This is a genomic window from Streptomyces sp. NPDC052910, assembly GCF_055585605.1.
Map to the genome: position 1 here is coordinate 871,226 of NZ_JBVJJR010000001.1, position 24,569 is coordinate 895,794.

At 72.9% G+C, this 24,569-nt stretch carries 21 protein-coding genes; 11 read left to right on the forward strand and 10 right to left on the reverse strand.

Annotated elements, in window-relative coordinates; translation table 11 throughout:
- The first annotated feature begins 59 nt into the window (after positions 1 to 59).
- A complete protein-coding gene (locus ACZ6X9_RS03690) occupies positions 60 to 3,362 on the forward strand; it encodes a tetratricopeptide repeat protein (protein ID WP_469776260.1) in 3,303 nt (1,100 codons plus the stop codon).
- 780 nt (positions 3,363 to 4,142) lie between these two features.
- Here ACZ6X9_RS03690 and ACZ6X9_RS03695 read toward each other — a convergent pair.
- Together ACZ6X9_RS03695 and mca are read right to left on the reverse strand one after the other, a co-directional pair.
- Entirely contained in the window at positions 4,143 to 4,421 is a 279-nt protein-coding gene (locus ACZ6X9_RS03695; protein WP_469776636.1) for a hypothetical protein, read from the reverse strand.
- A 7-nt stretch (positions 4,422 to 4,428) separates the two neighbouring features.
- The gene (gene mca / locus ACZ6X9_RS03700; protein ID WP_469776261.1) at positions 4,429 to 5,298 is read right to left on the reverse strand and encodes a mycothiol conjugate amidase Mca; all 870 of its coding nucleotides are present in this window, start codon (positions 5,296 to 5,298) and stop codon (positions 4,429 to 4,431) included.
- Between the two features lie 104 nt (positions 5,299 to 5,402).
- On the opposite strand from mca, the gene ACZ6X9_RS03705 reads away from it, so the two are divergent.
- Both ACZ6X9_RS03705 and greA read left to right on the forward strand, forming a co-directional pair.
- Positions 5,403 to 5,813 carry a DUF4307 domain-containing protein gene (locus ACZ6X9_RS03705; RefSeq protein ID WP_469776262.1) on the forward strand — a complete coding sequence of 137 codons (411 nt, stop codon included), beginning with the start codon at positions 5,403 to 5,405 and terminating at the stop codon, positions 5,811 to 5,813.
- A 362-nt stretch (positions 5,814 to 6,175) separates the two neighbouring features.
- Complete coding sequence (greA, locus tag ACZ6X9_RS03710) at positions 6,176 to 6,673, forward strand: transcription elongation factor GreA (RefSeq protein ID WP_004947986.1); 498 nt, start codon at positions 6,176 to 6,178, stop codon at positions 6,671 to 6,673.
- A 273-nt stretch (positions 6,674 to 6,946) separates the two neighbouring features.
- Here greA and ACZ6X9_RS03715 read toward each other — a convergent pair whose 3' ends face one another.
- The 3 genes from ACZ6X9_RS03715 to ilvA all read right to left on the reverse strand — a co-directional run bounded on the left by ACZ6X9_RS03715 (position 6,947) and on the right by ilvA (position 10,444).
- Positions 6,947 to 7,819, reverse strand: a complete 873-nt coding sequence (locus ACZ6X9_RS03715; RefSeq protein WP_469776263.1) for an ABC transporter permease — start codon at positions 7,817 to 7,819, stop codon at positions 6,947 to 6,949.
- On the reverse strand, positions 7,816 to 8,799 hold the full coding sequence (locus ACZ6X9_RS03720) for an ATP-binding cassette domain-containing protein (RefSeq protein ID WP_469776264.1): 984 nt from the start codon (positions 8,797 to 8,799) through the stop codon (positions 7,816 to 7,818). The genes ACZ6X9_RS03715 and ACZ6X9_RS03720 overlap by 4 nt, the downstream gene beginning before the upstream one ends.
- Positions 8,800 to 8,947: 148 nt before the next feature.
- Positions 8,948 to 10,444, reverse strand: a complete 1,497-nt coding sequence (gene ilvA / locus ACZ6X9_RS03725; protein WP_469776265.1) for a threonine ammonia-lyase — start codon at positions 10,442 to 10,444, stop codon at positions 8,948 to 8,950.
- A 176-nt stretch (positions 10,445 to 10,620) separates the two neighbouring features.
- Between ilvA and ACZ6X9_RS03730 the strand changes: the two genes are divergently transcribed.
- Positions 10,621 to 11,121, forward strand: coding sequence for a MarR family winged helix-turn-helix transcriptional regulator (locus ACZ6X9_RS03730; protein WP_004949133.1), 501 nt, complete (start codon positions 10,621 to 10,623; stop codon positions 11,119 to 11,121).
- Positions 11,122 to 11,329: 208 nt separating this feature from the next.
- Here the strand turns inward: ACZ6X9_RS03730 and ACZ6X9_RS03735 are convergent, their stop codons facing one another.
- Positions 11,330 to 12,481 carry a cystathionine gamma-synthase gene (locus ACZ6X9_RS03735; RefSeq protein WP_469776266.1) on the reverse strand — a complete coding sequence of 384 codons (1,152 nt, stop codon included), beginning with the start codon at positions 12,479 to 12,481 and terminating at the stop codon, positions 11,330 to 11,332.
- A gap of 197 nt (positions 12,482 to 12,678) precedes the next feature.
- On the opposite strand from ACZ6X9_RS03735, the gene ACZ6X9_RS03740 reads away from it, so the two are divergent.
- From ACZ6X9_RS03740 to ACZ6X9_RS03755, 4 genes are all read left to right on the forward strand, one after another.
- Positions 12,679 to 13,749 carry a hypothetical protein gene (locus tag ACZ6X9_RS03740; RefSeq protein WP_469776267.1) on the forward strand — a complete coding sequence of 357 codons (1,071 nt, stop codon included), beginning with the start codon at positions 12,679 to 12,681 and terminating at the stop codon, positions 13,747 to 13,749.
- A 217-nt stretch (positions 13,750 to 13,966) separates the two neighbouring features.
- Positions 13,967 to 14,641, forward strand: coding sequence for a peptide-methionine (S)-S-oxide reductase MsrA (gene msrA, locus ACZ6X9_RS03745; RefSeq protein WP_469776268.1), 675 nt, complete (start codon positions 13,967 to 13,969; stop codon positions 14,639 to 14,641).
- The gene (locus ACZ6X9_RS03750) at positions 14,634 to 15,092 is read left to right on the forward strand and encodes a hypothetical protein (protein WP_469776269.1); all 459 of its coding nucleotides are present in this window, start codon (positions 14,634 to 14,636) and stop codon (positions 15,090 to 15,092) included. Before msrA ends, ACZ6X9_RS03750 begins: the two co-directional genes overlap by 8 nt.
- Positions 15,093 to 15,584: 492 nt before the next feature.
- Positions 15,585 to 15,821 carry a hypothetical protein gene (locus tag ACZ6X9_RS03755; protein ID WP_469776270.1) on the forward strand — a complete coding sequence of 79 codons (237 nt, stop codon included), beginning with the start codon at positions 15,585 to 15,587 and terminating at the stop codon, positions 15,819 to 15,821.
- A 427-nt stretch (positions 15,822 to 16,248) separates the two neighbouring features.
- Here the strand turns inward: ACZ6X9_RS03755 and ACZ6X9_RS03760 are convergent, their stop codons facing one another.
- Positions 16,249 to 17,499 (reverse strand): glycosyltransferase, encoded by a 1,251-nt coding sequence (locus ACZ6X9_RS03760; RefSeq protein WP_469776271.1) that lies wholly within the window; start codon positions 17,497 to 17,499, stop codon positions 16,249 to 16,251.
- A gap of 519 nt (positions 17,500 to 18,018) precedes the next feature.
- Between ACZ6X9_RS03760 and ACZ6X9_RS03765 the strand changes: the two genes are divergently transcribed.
- Positions 18,019 to 18,354 (forward strand): hypothetical protein, encoded by a 336-nt coding sequence (locus ACZ6X9_RS03765; protein ID WP_469776272.1) that lies wholly within the window; start codon positions 18,019 to 18,021, stop codon positions 18,352 to 18,354.
- A 301-nt stretch (positions 18,355 to 18,655) separates the two neighbouring features.
- Positions 18,656 to 19,069, forward strand: coding sequence for a hypothetical protein (locus ACZ6X9_RS03770; RefSeq protein ID WP_469776273.1), 414 nt, complete (start codon positions 18,656 to 18,658; stop codon positions 19,067 to 19,069).
- Positions 19,070 to 19,230: 161 nt separating this feature from the next.
- Here the strand turns inward: ACZ6X9_RS03770 and ACZ6X9_RS03775 are convergent, their stop codons facing one another.
- Together ACZ6X9_RS03775 and ACZ6X9_RS03780 are read right to left on the reverse strand one after the other, a co-directional pair.
- The gene (locus tag ACZ6X9_RS03775) at positions 19,231 to 20,538 is read right to left on the reverse strand and encodes a DUF2786 domain-containing protein (RefSeq protein WP_469776274.1); all 1,308 of its coding nucleotides are present in this window, start codon (positions 20,536 to 20,538) and stop codon (positions 19,231 to 19,233) included.
- 148 nt (positions 20,539 to 20,686) lie between these two features.
- On the reverse strand, positions 20,687 to 21,976 hold the full coding sequence (locus ACZ6X9_RS03780) for a L,D-transpeptidase (protein WP_469776275.1): 1,290 nt from the start codon (positions 21,974 to 21,976) through the stop codon (positions 20,687 to 20,689).
- A 342-nt stretch (positions 21,977 to 22,318) separates the two neighbouring features.
- On the opposite strand from ACZ6X9_RS03780, the gene ACZ6X9_RS03785 reads away from it, so the two are divergent.
- Positions 22,319 to 22,609: a hypothetical protein gene (locus ACZ6X9_RS03785; RefSeq protein WP_469776276.1), complete on the forward strand. Its 291-nt coding sequence runs from the start codon at positions 22,319 to 22,321 to the stop codon at positions 22,607 to 22,609.
- A 142-nt stretch (positions 22,610 to 22,751) separates the two neighbouring features.
- Here the strand turns inward: ACZ6X9_RS03785 and hutH are convergent, their stop codons facing one another.
- Positions 22,752 to 24,305 (reverse strand): histidine ammonia-lyase, encoded by a 1,554-nt coding sequence (hutH, locus tag ACZ6X9_RS03790; protein ID WP_469776637.1) that lies wholly within the window; start codon positions 24,303 to 24,305, stop codon positions 22,752 to 22,754.
- Between the last annotated feature and the right edge of the window lie 264 nt (positions 24,306 to 24,569).

Consider the following 24,569-nt stretch of genomic DNA (forward strand, 5'->3'; position numbering starts at 1 on the left):
CGCGTCGAAGCGGAAGACTGGGGCGCCTTGGGCATTCGCTGGTCGAAGGGGGACGGCACATGCAGAGCTCGCTGCCCGCGCTGCGGCAGGGTCACCGCGCGGAAGTCGAGAGCCTGCTGGAGCGGGCGGTCGAGGAGGAGGTGCGCCGTTCGGGTGGGCGGGTGGACGGGGAGGTGCTGCTGCGGCGGGCGCGGGAGGAGTTGGACGCGGTGGCCGAGGCGGCGGCCGAGGAGTACGCGGCGTACGTCCGGGCCTTGGACGAGGAGGCCGCGGCCGTCGGGCCGTTGTCCGCGCGCTTGTCGGGGGCCGCGCTCGGTACGCCCATGCTGGTCACGGTCGTCACGGCGGTGACGGCCCTCGGGGCGGATCTGGGCTATGGGACGTCCGCGGGCACCGCCGTCAGCACGGCGGTCGCGGTGGCCCTCGCGGGTTCCGTGGCGACGCTCGCGAAGCTGACGGCAGGACATTGGCCGGCCCGGCACCGCCGGGCGGCGCTGCGAGGGCAGCCGGGCGGCGCCGAGCAGTTGAGGCTCCAGTGGCGGACGGCGGTGGAGGTGCGAGGGATACGGCCCTTCCTCGACCGGCAGCGGATGTTGCACGGGGCGCGCAACGGTAAGGGATCCGCGCCGGGGGCGCCGGGCAAGGGCGGTCCGTCGCGGGTGCCACAACTGCGGGGCGGCGACCGCAGCGCGCTGGCCCGGCAGCGGAGCCTCCTTGCCCGTTCGTTCGACGATCTCCCACGGACCGACGGCCCGTTCGCCGGGCGGAAGACGCAGGTGGATCGGATCGCCCAGTGGGTGCACCAGGCCCGGGCGAGCACCGAGACGAAACCGACGGTCGTGGTGCTGCACGGCCCGTCCGGAGCGGGCCGGACCACGCTGGCCCTGCGCGCGGCGCAGCACCTCCGGGACCAGTTCCGGGGCGCCTGCGTCGTGGACCTGCGGGGCGAGAGCCAGGAGGAGCCGCCGCTGTCGACCCGGGACGCTCTGCTGCACCTGCTCAACCGACTCGGCGCCCCGCGAGACCAGTTGTTCTTTCGCGAACGTTCCTCGCGTGAGCAGCACCTCAGACGGCTGTCCGAGGCGTACCACAAGCATCTGACCGGTCTGCCGGTGGCGATCGTGCTGGACGACGCGTCGGACGCGGAGCAGGTACGTGCCCTGGTGCCCGACCGGTCCGAATGTCTGGTGCTCGTCACCACACGCGAACCGCTGGAGCTGCCCGCGGAGTTGGAGGCGTGGGTGCACCGGTTGGAGGTCGGCCCGCTGGACGAGGCGGGTGCGGAGGAGTTGCTGCGCTCGGTGGCCGCGCCGGACGAGGAACGAGAGGAAGCCGCGGCGCGGGACGACGAGCTCTACGACGGCCAGTCGCTCACGCGCGTCGGCGCGTTGTGCGGCGGTCTGCCACTGGCCCTGCGGGTGGCCGGGTCCTCGCTCGGTGCGCGGACGCCGCGGGCGCTGGCCGTGGAGCTGGAGGCCGCGGGCCAGTCCGGTCCGGTGGAGAGGGCACTGTGGCTCCGCTATATGGACCAAGGCGAGGACGCCCGGCGGCTGCTGCGGCGGCTCGCGCTGGCCGGCCGGGCATCGCTGGGCGCGGCCGCCGCCGCGGCCCTCCTCGCGGCCGACGGGCAGGAGGCGGCACAGCGGCTGACGGAGCTGGCGCGGGCCGGGCTGATCGAGCCGGTGCGTCCCGGGCGCTACCGGATGCACGACCTGGTGCGGGACTTCGCGCACGCGCGGTTGCACGAGGAGGAGGACCCCGGAGAGCGGGGAGCGGCCCAGGAGCGGCTGATACGCAGCTACGCGGAGCTCGCCGACACGGTCATACGCATGGTGGACGGCAAGACGTCGACGCGTGCCGACATGTTCGCCGAGGGCGCGGCCGGAGGCCACGGCTTCCCCTCGCTGGACGCGGCCCTGCGCTGGCTGGACGACGAGTCGAGCTTCATCACGGCCGCGCTCCGGCACGCGGAGGGCGTCGACCAGTCGGCGGTGCTGCACCTGCTGGGCGCCCTGTGCGACTACTGCCTGCTCCGCGGCGACCTCTACCGGCTGGGCGAACTGAGCGAACTGACACAGGCCACCGACCGCGAGCTGCTGACCCGCTCCGTGCAGTGGCGCACGGGCGTGGCGGCCCGGCAGCTCGGTGAACTGGACACCTCGCGGACGACGCTGACCTCGGTCGTCGACCTTTACCTCGACGCCCAGCACCACGCGGGCGCGGCCCGGGCGCTGCGTGACCTCGGCATCACCCTCCAGCACCAGGGAAACCTGAAGGAGGCCGCGGCGAAGCTGCGGGAGGCACTGGAACTCCAGGCGGCTCCGGAGCTGAGCGGCGACCGGGCCTGGACGATGCACGCGCTGGCCGCGGTGGAGCGTGACCGCGGCCGACTGGCGGAGGCACTGGACCTGCTCGCCGTGGCCCTGGAGCTGCACCGGGAGAGCGAGAGCCTGCACGGCCAGGCCTGGGCGCACTTCCAGCTCGGCCAGGTGCGGCTGCGCATGGGCCGCCCCGAGCCGGCGGAGGCCGAGCTGCGCCAGGCGCTGGAGCTGTACGGGCGGACGCAGGACGGGCGGGGCGCGGCCTGGGCCCTGACCCAGCTCGCCCGGGGGCGGCTGACAGCCGGGGACGCCGCGGCGGCCGTGGAAGGGCTCCGGCAGGCCGTGTCCCGCCACCGCGAGCACGAGGACGCGCGGGGCGAGGCGTGGACCTTGTTCTATCTGGGTCAGGCTCTGGAAGAGCTCGGCGACCTGCCGGCCGCGCTGCGGGAGCTGGAACGGGCCCGGACGATGTTCAACCGGATGCGTGACGTCTACGGCCTCGCCTGTGCCCGTCACCACTCGGCCCGGGTCACCCGGGACCAGCGGGCGGCCCAGACGGGGAGCCTGCGGAACAGCGGTTTCGCCCGGCAGTTGCTCCAGGACGCCCGGCTGGACTTCCAGCGGGTCGGGGTCGCACACGGCGAGGCGTGGTCGTGCCTGGAGCTGGCGGTGATCGACGCGGGCAACGGCAGACTGGAGCAGGCGCTGGAGCTGACGGAGGAGGCGGAGCGGCTGTTCACAGGGTTCGGCGACCGGCGGGGCGAGAGCTGGGCCCGCTTCCTGCGCTGCACGCTGCTCCCGTTCGTCTCGCCGGGCGGCTCCGTGGTGGGTGCCGCCGTGGCCGGCGAGGACCTGGCCCGCCTGCGGCGGGAGCTGCGAGGCGCGGACTGGGCGGTGGATCCGGCGCTGGAGCAGTACGCGGAGGCGTACGCGCTGGTGCTGGAGCGCGGAGTGGAGCCGGAGGCAGGGTGGCAGGCATGGCGCCTGGGCATGGTGCCCGGGCGGCGGGCACGGGAGGTGATGGCCGTGCTGCCGAGCTGAGGCCGTGCCGCCGGGCCGGGGCCGGGGTGCCGTGCCGGGACCGGGGTGCCGTGCCGGGGCCGGGGTGCCGTGCCGGGGCCGGGGTGGCGCGGGGCGGAAACCCTGGCGCATGGCGGAAGCACCGCGAAGGGCGGATACCTCGCCGGCTGGGGCGGGAACCTCGCGGGGGCGGAGAACCTTGCGGGGGGGGCGGAGAGCCTCGCGGGGGCGGAGAGCCTCGGGGGGAGCGGAGAATCTCGCGAGGGGCAGGACCCGCAGGCGGGGGGCGAAAATCGCACCGCGTGGACATGTGACGGAGTGGCCGCATGGCGAAGCCGGATCGGGGCAGCACCGAGTCCCGGCCGACCGGGGCCTGATCCGGACAGGCCGACCGGGGCCTGGTCCGGACAGGGCTCAGCCGGTCCGGCTCCTGACCGCGACGGAACCGGAGGGGGCCGAGCACGACCGAAGGCAGCCGGACGGAATCGGACCCGGCAGGGCCGGACACCGGGCAGGACCGGGCGCCGGGCAGTGCCGGACGCCGGACGAGCCGGACGCCAGGCAAGGCCAAGCCGACGGAACGACCCCAAATGGGATCACTCGTCGGTCGGGCGCCCGCGCCTGAGGACGGGGACGGTTCGCATTCCCCTTGGGGCGGGATTCACCCCCCGAGCAGGTCCGCCCTGAAGGAGGTCCGCTCGGGAGCAGGTCCGCTCGGGAGCGGGTCGGTTCCTGAGGCAGGTCCGCCTTGAGGCAGGCGGGTCGGTCGGGCGGTTTGGGTCCGCCCTTGGGGTCAGGCGGTCAGGCTGGGGTCTTGCCGCCCGTCGCCGCGCCGTCGGGGACGGCGGTGGCGGCGGATACGGCGGTGGTCGCCGGGGCGGCGCTGTCCGGCGCCTCCTCGAAGTTCACCCGCTTCATGTGCTTCGTCATGCTCTTCATCAGCAGCCACACGGCCGCGCCGATGACAGCGAAGACGATGAAGCCCAGGACACCGGGGGTGACCTTGTTCTTGTCGAGGTCATCCCCGGCGGCGGCGAGCGGCACCAGGTGGGTGACGGCGAGGGAGGCAGTCGCGCTCATCATGGGCTCAATTGTTGCGGATGCCCGCGAAGAGGTCGTCCTCGGGGAGGGACGTGCCGACGAGCGACTTCGCGAGCTCGTACTCCTCGGTGGGCCAGACCTCCCGCTGGAGGTCCAGCGGCACCTTGAACCAACCGCCGTCCGGATCGATCTGCGTGGCGTGGGCGATCAGTGCCTTGTCACGGATTTCGAAGAAGTCACCGCAGGGGACGAAGGTGGTGAGATTGCGCTCCCGGCCCATCGAGTCCCAGCGCTCCAGCCACTCGCCGTAGGGCGACTCCATGCCGCGCTCCAGCAGCGCGTCGTGCAGCGCCTGGGTACGCGGCCGGTTGAAGCCCTGGTTGTAGTAGAGCTTGAGCGGCTGCCACGGCTCGCCGGCCTCGGGATAGCGGGACGGGTCGCCCGCCGCCTCGAAGGCCACCATCGAGATCTTGTGGGTCATGATGTGGTCGGGGTGCGGGTAACCGCCGTTCTCGTCGTACGTGGTGATCACGTGCGGCTTGAACTCGCGGATGAGCTTGACCAGCGTCCCGGCCGCCTCGTCGACGTCCTGGAGCGCGAAGCAGCCCTCGGGCAGCGGGGGCAGCGGGTCACCCTCCGGGAGCCCGGAGTCCACATAGCCCAGCCACTCCTGCTTGACGCCCAGGATGTCCCGGGCCTCGTCCATCTCCTTCGCCCGGACCTCGTGGATGTGCTCCTCGATGTAGGGGTCCCCCTGGAGCTTGGGATTGAGGATGGAACCGCGCTCCCCACCCGTGCAGGTGGCGACCAGCACGTCCACCCCCTCGGACACGTACTTGGCCATCGTGGCCGCGCCCTTGCTCGACTCGTCGTCGGGGTGGGCGTGAACGGCCATCATTCGCAACTGCTCAGTCAAGGCTCGATCCTCAGTCACTCGTCTCGGCAGACGCCTCCTATAGTGACCGAAGCGGGAGCCGTTTCATTCCGCGTTCACAAATCGGCGTCCGGGAGGCGATGATCATGGCTGCGCAGCGCGAGGCCCTGCCAGAGGGCCGTTACGGCCGCTCGGCGGACGAGCGCGCGAACCGCAAGCTCAAGATCGTCGGCGGGGTGCTCTTCGCGGCGCTGCTCGGGTTCGTCGGGTGGGCCGGTGTGCACTACGTCACCAAGTCGGACGTCAGTGGCCAGCTCATCCGGTCGAAGAAGATCTCCTCGACGTCGGTCCAGGCGGTGATCGAGGTCCGCAAGGAGAAGAACGACAACGGAGTGTGCACGCTCCGCTCGCTGGGTGAGGACGGGGCGGAGGTCGCCCGCAAGGACGTGTCCCTGGACCGCCGGGAGACGCACTTCACCGAGCTCGTCACGCTCCGCACCACCGCTCCCGCGCGCATCACGGAGCTGGAAGGCTGCCGGACGACCGACCGGGGCTGACCGCGACGGACGCGCCTCCGGCCCGCCGGCAGGGGCGCCCGTCCCACGGCGGACTCTCACCTTCCGCGGAGAGCGCGCCCCGCCCGTACGACCGACGGGCGGCGAACGGCCGAGTGAGCGGGAGTGGACGGGGAGTGAGCGGTCAGCAAGCGGCGCGGCGACCGCAGACCCTCGGAGAAAACCATCCTGACCTGCGGCGATGCGATTCTTGCGGGATTTCGTCCCACGACTTCTTCCCCCATTCCGGACGTAATTGTTAGGCTCGTGGTTTCGCCCGCCTTTGGAGGTGCACCCTTCTGAGTAGGGCGTTCATTTGTATCCGTGACCCCGAAGTTTTTCCCCAGCACCGACGAGGAGCACCTGTGACCCAGACCAGCGACAGCGTCACCTGGCTGACTCAGGAGGCGTACGACCAGCTCAAAGCCGAGCTGGAGTACCTGTCTGGTCCCGCTCGCACCGAGATCGCGGCCAAGATCGCCGCGGCGCGCGAGGAAGGTGACCTGCGAGAGAACGGCGGGTACCACGCGGCCAAGGAGGAGCAGGGCAAGCAGGAGCTCCGTGTGCGTCAGCTCACGCAGTTGCTCGAGCATGCGAAGGTCGGCGAGGCCCCTGCCGCCACCGGCGTGGTCGCCCCCGGCATGGTCGTCACCATCGCCTTCGACGGCGACCCGGACGACACCCTGACCTTCCTGCTCGCCTCCCGCGAGTACGCGAGCTCGGACATCGAGACGTACTCCCCCCAGTCCCCGCTGGGCACCGGCGTCAACGGCAAGAAGGTCGGCGAGGACGCCGAGTACGAGCTGCCGAACGGCCGCAAGGCGAAGGTCCGCATCATGGACGCCACGCCGTATCAGGGCTGATCCCGCCCTTCGAGGCGCGTCGCGCCACCCCGCTTCCCGGCCCCGGACCGCTCACGACGGTCCGGGGCCGGAGGTTTCTCCGAGCCCGGGCGACGAAGGCTTCTCCACGCCCAAGCCCAAGCCCGGACCCGGGCCCGAGCTCAAGCCCGGGCGACGAAGGGCTCTCCGAGCCCGAGCCCAATCCCGGATTTAGACCCAGACCCAGGTCCGGACCCGGACGTAGGACCGGCCCCGGACCCACGCCCCGCCCCCGCAACCGAGCCCGCCCCTCCCTCACCCCGTCGCCGAGCGGTACTTCCGTACCGCCAGCCACCGGAACACCAGAATGATCAGCGCCGACCAGATCAGTGACGCCCACACCGGATGCCGCATCGGCCAGGCGTCCGGCACGGGGTAGCCGGGCGGCAGGTTGCCGAAGAGTTCGCGGGCCGCCTGGACGGTGGCGCTGAAGGGGTTCCACTCGGCGATCACCCGCAGGACGGTCGGCATGTTGCCGGACGGCACGAACGCGTTCGAGATGAACGTCAGCGGGAACAGCCAGACGAGCCCTCCCGAGGTGGCCGCTTCCGGGGTCCGCACGGACAGCCCGATGAGCGCGCCGATCCAGGAGAAGGCGTAGCCGAGCAGGAGCAGCAGGGCGAAGCCCGCCAGGGCCTTCGGCACCCCCTCGTGGATCCGCCAGCCGACGATGGCGGCGACGATCGCCAGCATCACCAGGGTCAGTGCGGTCTGCACGAGGTCGGCGAGGGTCCGCCCGGTGAGGACGGCTCCCCGGGTCATCGGCAGCGACCGGAAGCGGTCGATGAGCCCCTTGTGCATGTCGTCGGCGATCCCGGCGCCGGCCCCCGCGGTGGCGAAGGTGACTGTCTGGGCGAAGATGCCCGCCATGAGGAACTCGCGGTAGAGCGACGGCCGTGTGCTGCCGCCGAGGGCGATCGAGCCGCCGAAGACGTAGCTGAACAGCACCACGAACATGACGGGCTGGACCAGCCCGAAGACGACCACCTCGGGGATGCGGATCATCCGGATGAGGTTCCGCTGGGCGACGACCAGGGAGTCGTGGACGGACCGGCCGACGCGGCCCCGTCCGGACGCCGGACGCCTCGGCGCGGCGTGGTCGGCGGCGGCGTGGTCGGCGGTGGTCATGGCAGGGCCCCTTCCTGCTGCCGTTCGGGTTCGCCCGCGGTCTCGGCGGCGTGGCCGGTCAGCGAGATGAACACGTCGTCCAGGGTGGGACGGCGCAGCCCGATGTCGTCGATGCCGACGTCCCGGGCGTCGAGTTCGCGGATGATCTCGGCGAGCAGCCGCGCGCCGCCGGAGACCGGGACGGTGATCCGCCGGGTGTGCGGTTCGACGGCCGACCCGCCGTCGCCGAAGCCCCGCAGGACGGCGTCGGCGACGGGGATGTGCTCGGGCCGGTGCACGACGACCTCGACGCGCTCGCCGCCCGTCCGCGCCTTGAGCTGGTCGGACGTGCCGCGCGCGATCACCCGGCCGTGGTCGACGACGGCGATGTCGTGCGCGAGGTGGTCGGCCTCCTCCAGGTACTGGGTGGTGAGGAGCAACGTCGTTCCGGCGGCGACGAGTTCCTGGATGACCTCCCACAACTGCTGCCGGTTGCGCGGGTCGAGGCCGGTGGTCGGTTCGTCCATGAACATCACGGGTGGTCTGACGACCAGGGCCGCCGCGAGGTCGAGGCGGCGGCGCATCCCGCCGGAATACGTCTTGGCGGGGCGGTCGGCGGCTTCGGCGAGATGGAAGCGGTCCAGCAGCTCGCCGGCGCGGCGCTTGGCCTCGCGTCCGCTCAACTGGTACAGCCTGCCGACCATGCGCAGGTTCTCACGGCCCGTCAGATACTCGTCTACGGCGGCGAACTGGCCGGACAGGCCGATGTTGCGCCGGACTTCGTCGGGCCGCCGCAGCACGTCGATGCCCGCCACCGAGGCCGTGCCGCGGTCCGGTCTGATGAGGGTCGTCAGGACGCGTACGGCCGTCGTCTTCCCGGCGCCGTTGGGCCCGAGCAGCCCCAGGACCGTCCCCTCCGGGACGTCGAGATCGACGCCGTCCAGAGCTCTTACCTCGCCGAAGGTCTTGACCAGGCCTTCGGCGTGAATCGCGCCCGACATGGAACTTCTCCCCGTTCGGTGACGTAATTCAGGATTTTACGTTCAGCGGGAGCATTGCGCCCCGTGAACGGAAATTCCGGATATCCGCGTTGCGCGCAGGACGCGGAGCCGCCGCGCATCCGGGCTCGGAGCCGGAGCCGGTCCGGGCTCAGGCCAGCACCGGATAGCCCGCCTCCCGCAGCGCCGTGCGCACGGCGGCGCAGTGTTCGTGCCCCTTGGTCTCCAGGTGCAGTTCGACCTCCGCCTCGGTCAGCCGCAGCCGCGGGTCGGTACGGACGTGTCCGATGTCGATGATGTTGACGTCCACCGCTGACAGCACCTCCAGCAGGGCGGCGAGCGCCCCCGGGCGGTCGGTGATCCGCAGCCGCAGCGAGAGGTAACGGCCGGCGGCGGCCATGCCGTGCCGCAGGACGCCCTGCAACAGCAGGGGGTCGACGTTCCCGCCGGAGAGCACCGCCACGACAGGCCCCTCGAACGAGCGCGGGGCGGCCAGCAGCGCCGCCACCGGACTCGCCCCGGCCGGTTCCACCAGCAGCTTCGCCCGCTCCAGGCAGAGCAGCAGCGCGCTCGCCAACTGGTCTTCGGAGACGGTACGGACCTCGTCCACCAGCCGCCGGACGATCCCGAACGGTACGTCGCCGGGCCGCCCGACCTTGATGCCGTCGGCCATCGTGGCCGGCGCCACCACGGTCACCGGGCGGCCGGCGGCCAGCGACCGTGGGTAGGCCGCCGCGGCCGCCGCCTGGACACCGATGACGCGCACGTCCGGCCGTAGCGTCTTCAGCGCCACGGCGATCCCGGCCGCCAGCCCGCCGCCTCCCATGCCCACCACGACCGTGCGCACCTCGGGACACTGCTCCAGGATCTCCAGTCCCACGGTTCCCTGGCCCGCGATGACGTCCGGGTGGTCGAAGGGGTGGATGAGGACCGCGCCCGTGCGCCGCGCGTGCTCCCGGGCGGCGCCCAGCGCGTCGTCCACCACCTGTCCGCGCAACCGCACTTCGGCCCCGTACTCACGGGTGGCGACGACCTTCGGCAGCGGCGCGCCCTCCGGCATGAAGACCGTGGACCGCACCCCGAGCAGGGACGCGGCGAGGGCCACGCCCTGGGCGTGGTTGCCCGCGCTCGCCGCGACCACCCCGGCCGCGCGCTCGGCCGCCGAGAGGCCCGCGATCCGTACGTACGCGCCGCGAACCTTGAACGAGCCGGTCCGCTGGAGGTTCTCGCACTTGAGGTGCACTGGGGAGCCGATCAGCCCGGACAGGTACCGGCTGCCCTCCAGGGCGGTGACCCGTGCGACGCCGGACAACGTCTTCTGAGCCTGGCGGATGGCGTCGAGAGTGACGGGGAGGGAGGGGGCGGCGGTGCCGGAGTCGCCGGAGGGATCAGAGGGACGAGGTGAACCGAACGCATCAGGCGAGTCGGCATACGAATCGCCACGAGGCGAGTCGGCGCACGAATCGCCGGTCGGGCCGGGCGGCGGACCGGACCGAGCCGACGGGCCGGACCGAGCCGACGGGCCGGACCGAGCCGAGGGACCGGGCCGAGCCGACGGGCCGGAGTAAGTCGATGAACTCGGGGAAGCCGACGAACCGGGCGGAACCCGCGCCGGACGGTCGCCGCCGCTTCCCACACGTGCAGCCATACCGCCAGTCTCGCAGTCCCGCACCCGCCGTGGGGCCGCCATCCGAAGGAACGGGACCCGGTGACCATACGAACCGACCGGTTTGCCCGGCAACGGCACGCGCACCCGTCCGGCCGCGTACTCTGTCCCCCATTCCCGAGCAATTCCAGCCCGCCGCACGAAGTGAGTCCCCAGCCATGCCCACCCCTCCGGACATGACGACCGACCTCGCACCAGGTGTCCTCGACACTCTCCAGCACCAGGTTGCCGTCTTCGCCCGTCGCGCAGAACAGACCCGGCTCGGCGGCGTCGGCCGGGTCCACAACTCGATGGACCGCGCCGCCTATCTGCTGCTCAACCGCCTGGACCAGGAAGGCCCGATGGGCGTCAAGGCGCTCGCCGCGGGCATGGGCATCGACTCGTCGACCGTCACCCGCCAGGTGGCGCCCCTCGTCGACACCGGCCTGGTCAAGCGCACCTCGCACCCCGAGGACGGCCGGGCCGTCGTCCTCCAGCTCTCGCCGCGCGGCAAGGCGCGGCTGGACGAGGTCCGCGCTTCGCGCAGGCAACTGATGGCGCTGTGCACGGAGGGGTGGACGGAGGAGGAGCGGGCCGTGTTCTGCACGTTGCTGACGCGCTTCAACTCCGCGCTGTCCGAGGTGCACAGCTCGCTTCCGCAGGTGCCGCCGGCTTCCTGACGCCGCACGCGGCCTGCGCGCCCGCCAGGCGCCGACGGCGTCATCTGCCGTACGGCGCCCGGCTGTCCGGGGCGGCGGGTGGCGTGGGTGGTGGTGCCCCGGCCCCGCCCTTCCGCCGTTTCCCGGGCCTGCGCCCCGGACCCCGAAAGCGGCTTCGCCGCTTGTCCTCAAACGCCGGACGGGCTGCGTCCGAACCGGTTCCGAACGCTCAGCCCAGCGCCTGCTTGATGTCCGCCAGCAGGTCGTCCACCGACTCGATGCCCACGGAGAGGCGGACGAGGTCCGCCGGGACCTCCAGGGCCGAGCCGGCCACGGAGGCGTGGGTCATCCGGCCCGGGTGCTCGATCAGCGACTCGACGCCGCCGAGGGACTCGCCGAGGGTGAACAGCTTGGCGCGGTTGCAGACCTCGACCGCCGCCTCCTCGCCGCCCTCGACGCGGAACGAGACCATGCCGCCGAAGGCGCGCATCTGCTTGGCCGCGACCTCGTGCAGCGGGTGTTCGGGCAGGCCGGGGTAGTAGACCCGGGTGACCTTGGGGTGGGAGAGCAGCAGGTCGGCGACGCGCTCGGCGTTGGCGCTGTGCCGGTCCATGCGGACGGCCAGGGTCTTGATGCCGCGCAGCGTCAGCCAGGAGTCGAAGGGGCCGGCGACGGCGCCCATGGCGTTCTGGTGGTAGGCGAGCTCGTCGCCCAGCGCGGCGTCGGCGGTGATCAGGGCGCCGCCGACGACGTCGGAGTGGCCGCCCATGTACTTGGTGGTCGAGTGCACGACGACGTCCGCGCCGAGCGCCAGCGGCTGCTGGAGGTAGGGACTGGCGAAGGTGTTGTCCACCACCAGCTTGGCCCCGCCCTCGTGGGCCACCTGGGCGACGGCGGCGATGTCGGTGATGCCGAGCAGCGGGTTCGACGGGGTCTCGACCCAGACGGCCTTGGTGCGGTCGGTGATCGCGGCCCGGACCGCGGCGGGGTCCGAGGTGTCGGCGACGGACCACTCGACGCCCCAGCGGCCGACGACCTTGGCGAACAGCCGGAACGTTCCGCCGTAGGCGTCGTTCGGGATGACGACATGGTCGCCGGGGGCCAGCAGCGTCCGCAGCAGGCAGTCCTCGGCGGCCAGGCCGGAGGCGAAGGCCAGACCCCGGACGCCGCCCTCCAGCGCCGCCAGGTTCTCCTCCAGGGCGGTACGGGTCGGGTTGGCGCTCCGGCTGTACTCGTATCCGCCGCGCAGGCCGCCCACGCCGTCCTGCTTGTAGGTGGAGACTTGGTAGATCGGCGGCACGACGGCCCCGGTCAGCGGGTCCGCCTCCTGCCCGGCGTGGATGGCGAGGGTCTCGAAGGATTGCTGCTGCTGGTCGCTCATTGTTCCGAGAGTAGTACCCCCTTTACCGGATTACTCCTGTTCACTTGTAACCGGCGTATGAACGATCGGCCGGCCCGCGAAACCGGTGGTCAGGAACGATCGGGCGCACTGCCTCGTCCTAAGGTCGTCGGCCCGTCGTCGTCCCCTCGGAGCCCCGCTCCCCGCACCCTCCCGCCCCTTCGCTTTCAGGACAGCTCATGGAGTTTCTGTTCATCCTGCTCGCCCTCGTCGTCGTCTGCGGCGTCGTCGTCGCGCCCGCGCTGCGCCGCCGGCGCGCGGCCCAGGACGCGCTGCGGGGCGCCGGCACGGCCGTCGACCCGTCGTACGGGTTCGGCTTCGTCCCGGCCGAGCGGCTGGACGTACGCCTGCCGGGTCCGGACCCCGAGCTGCTGGCCGCGGTCGAGGAGGCCCGCCGCACCCAGGACTGGAAGCCGGCGGCCGGGCTGCTGGCCCGCACTCCGGCGGAGGGTGCCGCCGAGCTGCGCTGGCAGCGCGTGCAGACGCTGGCCGGGGCCGCCGCCCGGGAGCTGGCCGAGACGCCCGGCACTGGGGGCATGTGGCTGCGCCACTGGCGCGTGGTGGCCCCCAAGGACGCGGGCGGGGCGGCCGTGCAGGCCGAGTTCCTGGTCCAGCAGGCGATGCGCGACCCCTCGTCGCAGGACTACCGCATGATCCTGGAGGAGGCCCGGACGGTGTGCGCCGAGGCCGCGCTGCTCGCACCGGGCGACCCGGTCCCGTACATCGTCCGGCTGAACGTCGAGCGGGGGCTCGGGGCGAGCGAGGCGGAGTTCCAGTCCGTCTGGGAGACCGTGACCTCCCGCGCACCGGGGCACATGGGGGCGCATCTGGTGGCGCTGCGCTACTGGAGCGCGAAGTGGCACGGCTCGCAGGAGCAGGCCGATGCCTTCGCCCGGCGGGCCGCCGCGTCCGCCCCCGCGGGCAGCCTGCTGCCCGCGCTGCCGCTCTTCGCCGTGTACGACCACCTGCCCGACGTCAACCTCGTGCACGGCCTGTACGAGAGCGTCGTGGTCCGGGACGCGATCGAGGCGGCCCAGTACGCGGCCGTGCACGCCCCGGCCGACCACCCCGTGCTGCCCCACGTGCGGCACCTGCTGGTCTGGTTCCTGGTCAACGCCGGGCGGCACACCGAGGCCCTGGAGCAGTTGCGCGCGGTGGACGGCCACATCGGCGCCATCCCGTGGACGTACGAGGAGGACCCGGTCGCCGTGTACACGGCATACCGGGCGCGTGCGGCGTCCGGGTACTGACCGGGACGGGCGGGGGACGGATGGGCGCGAGCCGGACGGGAGTGGGGACGGACGGGCGCGGGCCGGACGGGCGCGGGCGGACGGACCGGGAACGGACAGGTCGAGGACGGCGGGGGAACCGGGAATTCCGACCCCCGGGCCGCGCGTTCCCCTGATCCGCAGACCGCACCGCACCGCACCGCACCGCACCGTCGACCGCCGCCGCCCTGGAGTCGTGATGCTCTTCCCCCACCTCCGCCATGACCACCGCCTGCCCACCGAGGAAGAGGCCCTCAAGGGCCGCCCCGAGCCGGCCTTCCCCCTCGCCGGCCGCCACACCGTCCTCGGCACCCCGCCGGCCGGTCCCTACCCCGAGGGCCTGGTCGTCGCCGACTTCGGCCTGGGCTGCTTCTGGGGCGCAGAGCGCCGCTTCTGGCAGACGCCCGGCGTATGGACGACCCTCGTCGGCTACCAGGGCGGCATCACCCCGAATCCGACGTACGACGAGGTCTGCAGCGGCCTGACCGGGCACACGGAGGCGGTCCGGGTGGTTTTCGACCCGGCGGTCGTCCCCTACGAGACGCTGCTCAAGGTCTTCTGGGAGTCCCACGACCCCACCCAGGGCTTCCGCCAGGGCAACGACCGCGGCACCCAGTACCGCTCCGCGATCTACACCCACTCCCCCGCCCAGCAGCGGGCCGCCGAGTCCTCCCGCGACGCCTACCAGACGGTCCTCCGCGCCTCCGGCCACGGCGACATCACCACGGAGATCGCCCCGGCCGGCCCCTTCTACTGGGCCGAGGAACACCACCAGCAGTACCTCGACAAGAACCCGGGCGGCTACTGCGGCATCGGCGGGACGGGCGTGAGCTGCCCGATCGGGGTCGCCGACGCTCCGTCCCCGGATGCCTGAGGAACCGCGCACGACCCTGTACCGGCTCCGTCGGGCAACTTGGGGCATCTGGATCGAGCTGACAGCCTCGGCCGTGACGGCCCCCGAAGTACCGGCGCACAGTGCGCGGGTCTCGGACGGGGTGTGGCTCGATGCCACCCCCGTCCTCACACACTCACCCGAAGGCCACGGGGACAAGCGGCTCTCACCCGACGAAGCGGCCTGGCTGCGTCACGGGCTCGCCCTGGCAGCTCCGGCCCTCACCGCCGCTCTCCCTTCAAGCCACCACACCCTGGTCACGGTCCATCGCGTCCGATTCCCTGAGGCGGACTACCAGCCCGAGGGCCTGGCGGCGGCCCTGCTCCTCTGGGCCGAGCAAGAATTCGCGCTCCCACCTCATCCGATCAGCGCTGCCTTCGACCGTTCCACCAACCGCTATGTCTACGACTGGGGCGCAATGGCGCAGTCCTGAGTCGTTTCGGGCGGCAGCACCCGGCGTTCGGGGGAAGTCGCCGTGGCGCGCCGGCTGCACCGGGAGGGGGCCCCGCCGGCCGAGCGGTGGAGGACCTGGAACAGCCCCGCGTCGTGGACGGGCATCCGGTGACCTTCCGGCACCTGATCCGCGGTGACGGTCGCAGACCTGCCTACGGGGAGCCGGGGGGGCCTGCTGCGTGGGCTCCACGGACTGACCCCACCGACCGGGCTCGACTTGCCGCCGTACGACGCGTTCGGGCGGCCGGCTCTCCGTATCGAGCGGGCGCCCGGGATGCCGGAAGACGATCGGCGTTTCCTCCGTATCCTCCACGCCGAGTTGCGCGGTGCGGTGGCGAAACTGCGGTTCGGCTCGCCGGGGGCCCGCGCACGGTGACGCGCACGTGCGGAACCTCGTGGTGGAGGACAAGGGCAGGCGGTCTTCATCGACTTCGAAGGCTTCGGCTTCGACCACCCGGAGTGGGACCTGAAGGTGACCACAGTCGAACGTCAGCGCCTGGGATGGCAGACGCGGGAACGGTTCGCCGCGTTCGTCTCCGCCTACGGACGGGACCGTCGCGAGCGGTCCGGCTACCCGACGCCGCGCCGGATCCAGGAGTTCACCATGACCACCCGGCTCATACGGAACGCGTCCGTCGGTGGGCGTCCGGCGGAGTCGTACGCGCGGCGGATCGCCTCCCTGCGGGACGGGAACGCTCCTCGGGAATGACGGCGGCCGTTGGGACCCTCACTCCTCATCAAGCCGGGCAACCAAGCGCCTGGGTGACGTGTTCGTTGAACTCCGCTGCGGCCCGGTTGCCGGTGTAGGCGCTCACCTCGCCGCGGAAGTCGTGTACGCACCGCTGGTAGCGGGCGGACCGGGGCGCCGGTCTCGGATCGGAGCACCTGGAGATCGAGGAGTACCACTGTCCGTCTTCCTCTCGGCCATCACGACGGACGCTTCCGTCCGAGGTGTACCAATGAGGCGTCGGGCATCGGCAGGTGTGGGCGTCCGGTGTCCGGAGCCGTCTCCGACGCGAGCGGGGAGCGTGTGCCGGTTTCCGGTCGCTGCCGTGTGGTCGGGGGCGTGTGGCCGGGAGCCGTCCGCCGTGGTTTCAGGGACCCCGTACGGCGCTTGCCGGAAGGGCCGCGCCCCCTCACGCCCCCGCGAGCCGGTTCACCGCTGTGACCACCGGCGCCGCACCGTCCTCCTCGGCGAGGCGGGCGGCCACCTCCCGGGCGCGGGTGCGGTAGCCGGGGTCGGTGGTCACGCTGCGGAGGGCCGTGGTGAGGGCGGGGGCGGTGAGGCGACGGAGGGGGACGGGACCCGGGGAGACGCCGAGGGCGGTGAGGCGGGCGGACCAGAAGTGGGCGTCGAACTGGACGGGGACGGGCACCGCCGGGACGCCCGCGCGCAGACCGGCCGCCGTGGTGCCCGCACCCGCGTGGTGCACCACAGCCGCCAGGTGCGGGAACAGCGCGGCGTGCGGCAGTTCGTCAATGGTGAGCAGGTCGTCGCCCTCGGCCTCAAGACCGGTCCAGCCCCGCTGGACGATGCCCCGCAGGCCGGCCGCGCGCAGCGCGCGCACGAAGGTCGCCGCGAGGCGCTCGGGGTGGGGCAGGGTGACGCTGCCCAACCCGACGAAGACCGGCGGCGGGCCGGCCGCGAGGAAGTCCCGCACCGGCGCGGGCAGTTCCGTACCGGGCGCGGTGTACGGCCACCAGTAGCCGTCGACGGTGAGGCCCGGGCGCCAGTCGGCCGGGCGGGGGACGACGAGGGGGCTGAAGCCGTGGTGCACGGGCCAGTCCTGGCGCTCCCGGATCCGGCGGGCGGCGCGTGAGCCGAGGGGCGGCAGACCGAGCCGGGCCCGCACGGTGCGCAGGGCGGGGACGAAGAGGCTGTCCACGGCGGCGCCCACGGCCCGCCCGGCCAGCCGGTTCACGGTGGGCCCCCAGGAACCGGCGGTGACGAGCGGCGGCGCGAACGCACCGGTGGGGGCGTGTGGTTGTAGGTAGACGCCCCGGCTGGGGAGGCCGAGGCCGGTGGCGATGGTGTGCCCCAGCGTGCCGATCCCGCTCGACAGCAGCAGCACGTCCGCCCGCTCGGCCGCCCACAGCAGGTCGTCGACCATGCGCTCGGCGGCCTCCCGGGCGAGCGGCCCCATCCGTACCATCTGCCCGACGCCGGTCGAGCTCTCCTGGAGGGCCCGGCCGCGCTCGGTGTCCAGCTCGGCCCGCGGGTCCACCGGCAGGGCGTGGAAGCCGAGCCCCGCGGCCTCGGCCAGTGGTGCGAAACATCCGTGCGTGACCAGCGTGACCTCGTGCCCGGCCTGGGCCAGGGCGCGTCCCAGACCCGTGAAGGGCGCCACATCGCCCCGCGACCCCCCGGTCATCAGCGCCACTCGCATGACCCGCAGTATGCCGCTCCCGGGCAGCCGCCGCCCACAGGTTCGAGGACGCGAGACTGCCGCGACCCGCCCGAGGGACACCGGACGGGCGCGCGCCGAGCCGGATTGAACGCCGAGCGTCGGGCGCCGGGCGCCAAGCGCCAAGCGCCCACGACGGACGGTGCGGCACAACGGCGACCACGTCCTGCCACATCGCCCTATTTACGCCCCATCACCATTACTCCGTATCGCAACCGGATGCGCGAGATGCATAGTTGAAGCCACCCATCAGCTCCGCCGCACCCTCTGGGGCATCGCCACAGGAGTGGGCTAGCTTCATGCCACCATCGACGATCCCCCCGAGGAGGATCTGTGCGCCGTCACCCGGGAAGAAGCCCAGGAGACCGCCCGGTCGGTACTCGACAGCGACGAGCCCGAGGTCCGGGAAGTGACGGGACGGGGCGGTCGCGGCATTCCCGAGGCCGCGGCCGCCCCGGCACACCGCTCCGTGCGGAAGCAACCCGAGGAGGACGGAGCACCATGACACCCCCGGCCGCCGACGACGACGCGAACGACGCCGACGCACGTGGCGACAGAGCACACGGCACCAAGGCGAACGACGACAAGGTGAGCGAAGGCACCTGGGGACTGGCGCTCCTGGCGATCGCCCCCACCGCCTGTCTGACCCTCCTCACCGACACTCCGGGCACCTTCTCGTACGCCACGGCCTGGGTCTTCTGGGGCCTTTCCGCGGTCCTGCTCGCGGCAGGCTGGGCGGGGGTGGTCCGCCACAGGGCGCGTGGCGCCACCGGCTGGACCACATGCGCACTGGCTCACGGGGTCCTCGTGTGGCAGGCGGTGCACTTGATCACCTGACCGACGACCGGCATACGGCGCATGGACGGGCAGGAGGCGCGGAACGGACGGTGAAGGCGTCCCGACCGGTCGGCGGGATCCCCCGGCAAAGGGGAAGCGTCGGACGCCCGTTCACCGGTCTCAGGGGAGCGCTTGATCAGGGCGAGATCGGCCCGCCGCCGCGCCACCGGCCCACCCCCGGGGACCGCCTCCGCATCGCCCGTCGCGCACGCGGGCTGTCCGCCGCCCAGTCGGCACAGAAGGTCGCCGTCTCCCCGAGCTCTGTGCGGACCCCCGAGCTCTGTGCGGACCCCCGAGCGATGTGCGGAAGTCGGAGTCGGGCAAGCGGAAGCCGTCGTCCACGCTCGCCCTGACCCTGGCGAAGGCGCCGCACCTGGGATCCGAGCTGCGCGGTCCGGGTCGTCGGCCGGGGCAAGGGCCTTCACCCGGAGATCCGGCCGCCCGGCACCGACGCAATCCGTACCTCGCGCTCGCCGCCGCCCTCGCTGCGATCCGGCACGGCCTCGACCGCACCCTCGAACCCCCGCCCGCCGTGACCGGCAGCGCCTACGGGCCGGACGTGCCGACGGTGCCGGCCGGCCTGGTGGAGGCCCTGGCGCGGTTCCGGGCGGTGTCCTGGCCCGGAAGCTGCTCACGGAAGCTGCTCGCGGACGAGGTCGTCGGGCACTGTGCCCGCGCGGCCGAGCCGAGCCGGAGGTGCTGGGCGCGGCGGTGAAAGCCGAGGAGGTCACCGACGACGAGGTGTGGCGGTGGTGGGAGTACGCGTAGCGAGCGGGTGAGCGGCCGCCCCCCTCAAGCCCGGCCCCTCAGACCCAGCCCCTCAACTCCGACCCCCCAAGCCCCACCCCTCAGACCCGGCCCCTCAAGCCGACGGCCTCACCCCGCCGGGCGCCGCCCCAGGCGGGCCGCGTCGGCCGCCTCCGTTCCGCGGGCCCAGCCCTCCGCGTCCCGGCCGCGCAGCCGGTGGGAGGTGGTTTCGGGGAAGAGGCGTCCGGCCGCCTCGCCGACGGCGACGTCCCTGGCCGCGAGCGCGGGCAGGACCTCGGGGCGGGTGGCGTGCTCGGTGACGTCGCGGGCGGCGACCGACAGCCGGTCGCCGATCCGGGCGGCGTAGGCGATGAGGAACGACTCACGGAAGTCGCGGGTCCGGCGGCCCGAACGGGCCCGTCCGCCGCGTTCGTTCGCGCCCCGGTGGTGCGCGTCGGCGGCGCGCCGCATGGCCGTGTCCGCCTGCACCAGCAACGAGGTGTACATCAGCTCGACCAGTTCGAGATCGGCTTCGAAGCCGACGACGGTCGAGAAGCCGTGCTCGCCGGACCACACCGCATGGCAGTGGTTGGCTTCGGCGACGGCGTGGAGCAGCAGGGCCTTCGCGGATTCGTACGGCCCCTCGACTCCGAGCCGGCAGGTCCCGGGCCCGTCGCCCGCCGCCCCGGGGGTGGAGGCGAGGAGCGCCTCGTCGAGCGAGTGGCGCGCCATGAGCTCCTGCGCCTTGGCGGAGAACGCCTCGGCCTCGTCGGGGAAGTCGGTCGACTCGGCCTTGGCGAGCAGCGCCCGGATCCGGGCGAGTGTCTTCGGTTCGACGGCCGCGGTCCGGCCGTCCGGCCTCCCGGTACTCCCGGTGCCGCCGGTTACGGCGCCCGGCAGTGGTCCGACCGTTCCGATGTGCGGGAGGCGGGCGACGAACCGCAGGGCGAGAAGCGCGGTGGTGACCGTCTCGAAGCGGCTCAGGCGCTCGCGGCGTGCGAAGCCGTCCAGGAACGCGTCGTCGTCCGGCCACCACACCGTCGCGTCCAGGTCGCGGAGCTGACCGGCCCAGCGCGGGGGCAGGGCGTCGGGGGCGTACCGGCGGGCCTCGGCGGCCACGGCGGCGAGGAGGAAGCGGACGGTGGGTCCGGTCGCGTCCCGGCGGGCCGGCCGGAGGACGTCGGCGGGCTGCCAGCCGCGTTCCCAGGCGCGCCGGAGCTCCGTCTCCGCCGTGGCGAGCAGGGCCCGGCCGACGGCCGTGGGCCCGGCGGGCGCGGCGGCGAGGACGGAGGCCTCGGCGTAGGCGGCGTCCTCGACGGCCTCGACGTCCGCGGCGGCGTGCGCGGGCAGCGCGCGGAGCCGGCGCACGGCCGCTTCGACGGCGGGCCGCGGGTCGGCGGCCTCGTCGGGCCGGTCGCTTCCCGGGCGCTTGCCCACGGGTTCCTCCTGGGGACGCCGGTGTGACTGTGGTGGTGGAGGGAGGAGGGGGGTCGACGGGCGGTGCCCGGCCCCCGTCCCGTACGCGAAACCGCCGGACGACGGCCGCGTGGGGCGGCCGCCGCCCGGCGGCGGGGTCGGGTCCGGATCAGGCGCCGGTGGCGCTGCCCTTGACCCACTCCTGCCAGCTCATGTTCCAGCCGTTGAGGCCGTTGTCCGGGGAGATCGTCTTGTCGTCGGAGTTCTTCACCACGACGACATCGCCGATCTGGGAGTTCTTGAAGAACCAGGCGCCCGGGGTGTTCGGGTCGTCGGCGCCCTGCTTGTCCTCCAGGCCGACGCAGCCGTGGCTGGTGTTCTCGACGCCGAAGATGCCGCCGCCCCAGTAGTTGCCGTGGATGAAGGTGCCCGACGTGGACAGCCGCATGGCGTGCGGGACGTCCTTGATGTCGTACTCGCCCTTGCCGTTGGCCTTGGAGAAGCCCACGGTGGAGCCGTCCATGCGGGTCTCGGTGAACTTCTCCGAGATCACCATCTTGCCGTTGTACGTGGGGTTGGAGGGGCTGCCGGCCGAGATCGGAATGGTCTTGAGGACCTTCCCGTCACGGACCACGGTCATCTGGTGGGTCTTGACGTCCACCGTGGAGACCTGGGAGTGGCCGACCCGGAACTTGACCGTCTTGTTCTGCAGGCCCTTGATGCCCGGCGCGGCGTAGACGTCGCCGAGCTCCATCTTCAGAGTGACCTCCGAATTCGCCTTCCAGTACTCCTTCGGGCGAAAGTCGAGGCGCTGGTCGTTGAACCAGTGGCCGACGACCTGCTGGCCACTGCTGGAGGTCACCTTCAGGTGGGACTGGACGGCCTTGCGGTCCTTGATCGGCTTGTCGAAGTTGATCGAGACCGGCATGCCGACGCCGACGGTCTGGCCGTCCTCGGGGGTGAAGCTGCCGATGAAGCTGTTGTTCGGCGAGACCGTGGAGAACGAGGAGTTCTCCGTGGCGCGGCGGCCCTTGTCGTCCTTCGCCTCGGCGACGATCTTGTACTTGGAGGACCGCTCCAGCGGCTTGTCGAGCTTCCAGCTCTTCTTGTCCGGCGCCAGGGTCCCCTCGACCGGGTGAACCTTCTTGACGTCCGTCTCGTCCGTCATCTTGACGCTCGTGAGCTCACCGTCGCTGACGGTGACCTTGACGGCGTCCACGGCGGTCCCGGCGTTGGCGGTCCCGCCCTTGGGCGTGATCTTGATCTGCGCCGTGGAGGCGTCCTTGGCGGCGGCCGCGTCGACGTTCTGCTGCGACTTCTCCTTGCCGGAGCCACCGCCCTTGTTGTCGCCGTCGTCGCCACCGCCGCAGGCGGCGAGAGTGAGCACACCACCGAGCACGGCGGCCGCGGCCACCAGGCCCTTGCGGCGCTTGCCGTCCTTCATCACACGCATCTCCATCGCTCTGGACCCCGAAAATCCCCGAACCGGGCCACGGGGGCACGATCCGGCCCCTCGGCCTTCACCGGCACACCGGGGGCATCCCACGCGTGCCCACCGGTCCCGGCTACTGCTTAGGGAACGCCTGACCCGATTCGCCCGTTCCACCCACGCGCAAAGTGTGGGGAAGACCACGCCAGTAAAGACCCTCCGGGCGCCTACGCCCAAGCCGGGTGGTCAGGGGGCCGGGGAGCGCGACGGAAGCCCGGTGGCACCCGTGCCTTCCGCACCGCGCGGGCGTGTCACTACCATCTGTTCGACCGGGGCCCGCGCGTCCCGCCGCCGCTGAGGGGATGCCTTGCCGTGACCGCTCGCCGCCCGCTGCTGACCGCCGTCGCCGCCGGTGCGCTGCTGTGCGCGGGCTGGCTGGTCCCCGCCGCGAACGCGACCCCCGCCCACCCCGCGCCACACGCCACCCACCCGTCCGCGCCCGCTCCGGGCGAAGGCCGCCGACTCGCGGACTCGGGCAGTGTGGACACCACGCCGTATGTGTACGGGGGGCTGGGCTTCGTGGCGGCGGGCGGGGCGCTGGTGACGGTGGCGGTGCGGCGGTCCCGCACGGCGGGCCGCCACGCCGGCCCGCCCGGCGTCTGAGGACCGGGGGCACCCCTCCGAGGGAGCGCGCAGCGCGCTTCGGGGGGCGGGGGCCCGGCCCCCGCCGAGCCCGGAAGACCGGAAGACCAGCCCGCAGCCCGGAAGACCGGAAGACCAGCCCCGAGCCCGGAAGACCGGAAGATCAGCCCAGCTCCCCGACAACCCCCTCCACGGCCTCCACAAGCCCCCCACGCCGCACGAACTTCTCCGCCGCCGCCAGATCCGGCGCGAGGAACCGGTCCGCCCCCGGTCCCTCCACCCCCGCCTCACGCACCGCGCGCAGCACGGCGGCGGTGGCCGGCGAAGGCGTCAGCCCGGCCCGCAGCTCGACGGCGCGGGTGGCGGCGACGAGCTCGACGGCGATGACCCGGGCAAGAGCGTCCAGCGCGGTGCGCAGCTTGCGCGCCGCGGACCACCCCATCGAGACGTGGTCCTCCTGCATCGCCGAGGACGGGATGGAGTCCACCGACGCGGGTGCGGCGAGCCGCTTCATCTCGCTGACCAGGGCCGCCTGCGTGTACTGGGCGATCATGAGGCCGGAGTCGACCCCGGGGTCGTCCGCGAGGAACGGCGGCAGGCCGTGCGAACGGTTCTTGTCCAGCAGCCGGTCGGTGCGCCGCTCGGCGATGGACGCCAGGTCGGCGGCGGCGATGGCAAGGAAGTCGAGGACGTACGCGACGGGCGCGCCGTGGAAGTTGCCGTTGGACTCGACGCGTCCGTCGGGCAGGACCACCGGGTTGTCGACGGCGGAGGCCAGTTCGCGGTCGGCGACGAGCCGGGCGTGCGCGAGGGTGTCGCGCCCGGCGCCGGCGACCTGGGGCGCACAGCGGATCGAGTACGCGTCCTGGACCCGCGGCGCGTCGTCCTGGTGGTGCCCGGTCATCCCCGAACCGGCGAGCACGCGCAGCATGTTGTCGGCACTGGTCCCCTGGCCGGGGTGCGGGCGGATGGCGTGCAGCTCGGGGGCGAGGACCTTCTCGGAGCCGAGCAGGGCCTCCAGGGAGAGCGCGGCCGTGACGTCGGCGGAGGTGATCAGACGGGCGAGGTCGGCGCAGGCCATGACGAGCATGCCGAGCATGCCGTCGGTGCCGTTGAGGAGCGCGAGCCCCTCCTTCTCGCGGAGTTCGACGGGCTCGATGCCGTGCGCGGCGAGCAGCTCGGCGGCGGGCGCGAGGACGCCGTCGGGGCCCTCCGCCTCGCCCTCGCCCATGAGCGTGAGCGCGCAGTGCGAGAGCGGCGCGAGGTCTCCTGAGCAGCCGAGCGAGCCGTACTCGTGGACGACGGGGGTGATCCCCGCGTTGAGCAGGGCGGCCATCGTCTCGACGACGACCGGCCGGACGCCGGTGCGGCCGGAGGCCAGGGTCTTGAGGCGCAGGAACATCAGCGCGCGCACGACCTCCCGCTCCACGCGCGGTCCCATGCCCGCCGCGTGCGAGCGCACGATGTTGCGTTGGAGCTGGGCGCGGAGTTCGGGGCTGATGTGGCGGACGGCGAGGGCGCCGAAGCCGGTGGAGACGCCGTAGACCGGGTCCGGCTTGGCCGCCAGGTCCTCGATGACCTGCCGGGAGGCGGCGACGGCGGCCAGGGCCTCGGGGGACACGACGACGCGCGCGTCGTGGCGCGCCACGGCGATCACGTCGTTCGCGGTCGTTCCGGAGGGTCCCACCACCACGTCGGTGTCCACGCGCATCTGCATATCCATATTCAGGCACCCTAGGGTCTGAATCGCCGCCTGTCACTAGGTGCATGGCGGTCGGCTTGCGGCGGGTCACCCAGGGCTTGCTCCCGCTGTTCTGTGCAACGTCGTGGGGGACGTGGGAATGCCGGGGCCTTGGCGGCCGACCGGCCGCGACGGGCGTACGCGGGGAGCGGGCGCGAGGGGCGTGCGCAGGGAACGGGCGCGGGGAGCAGGCGCGGGGAACGGGCTGACGCCTACCGGGTGCGGGCTGAGCCCCGCCCA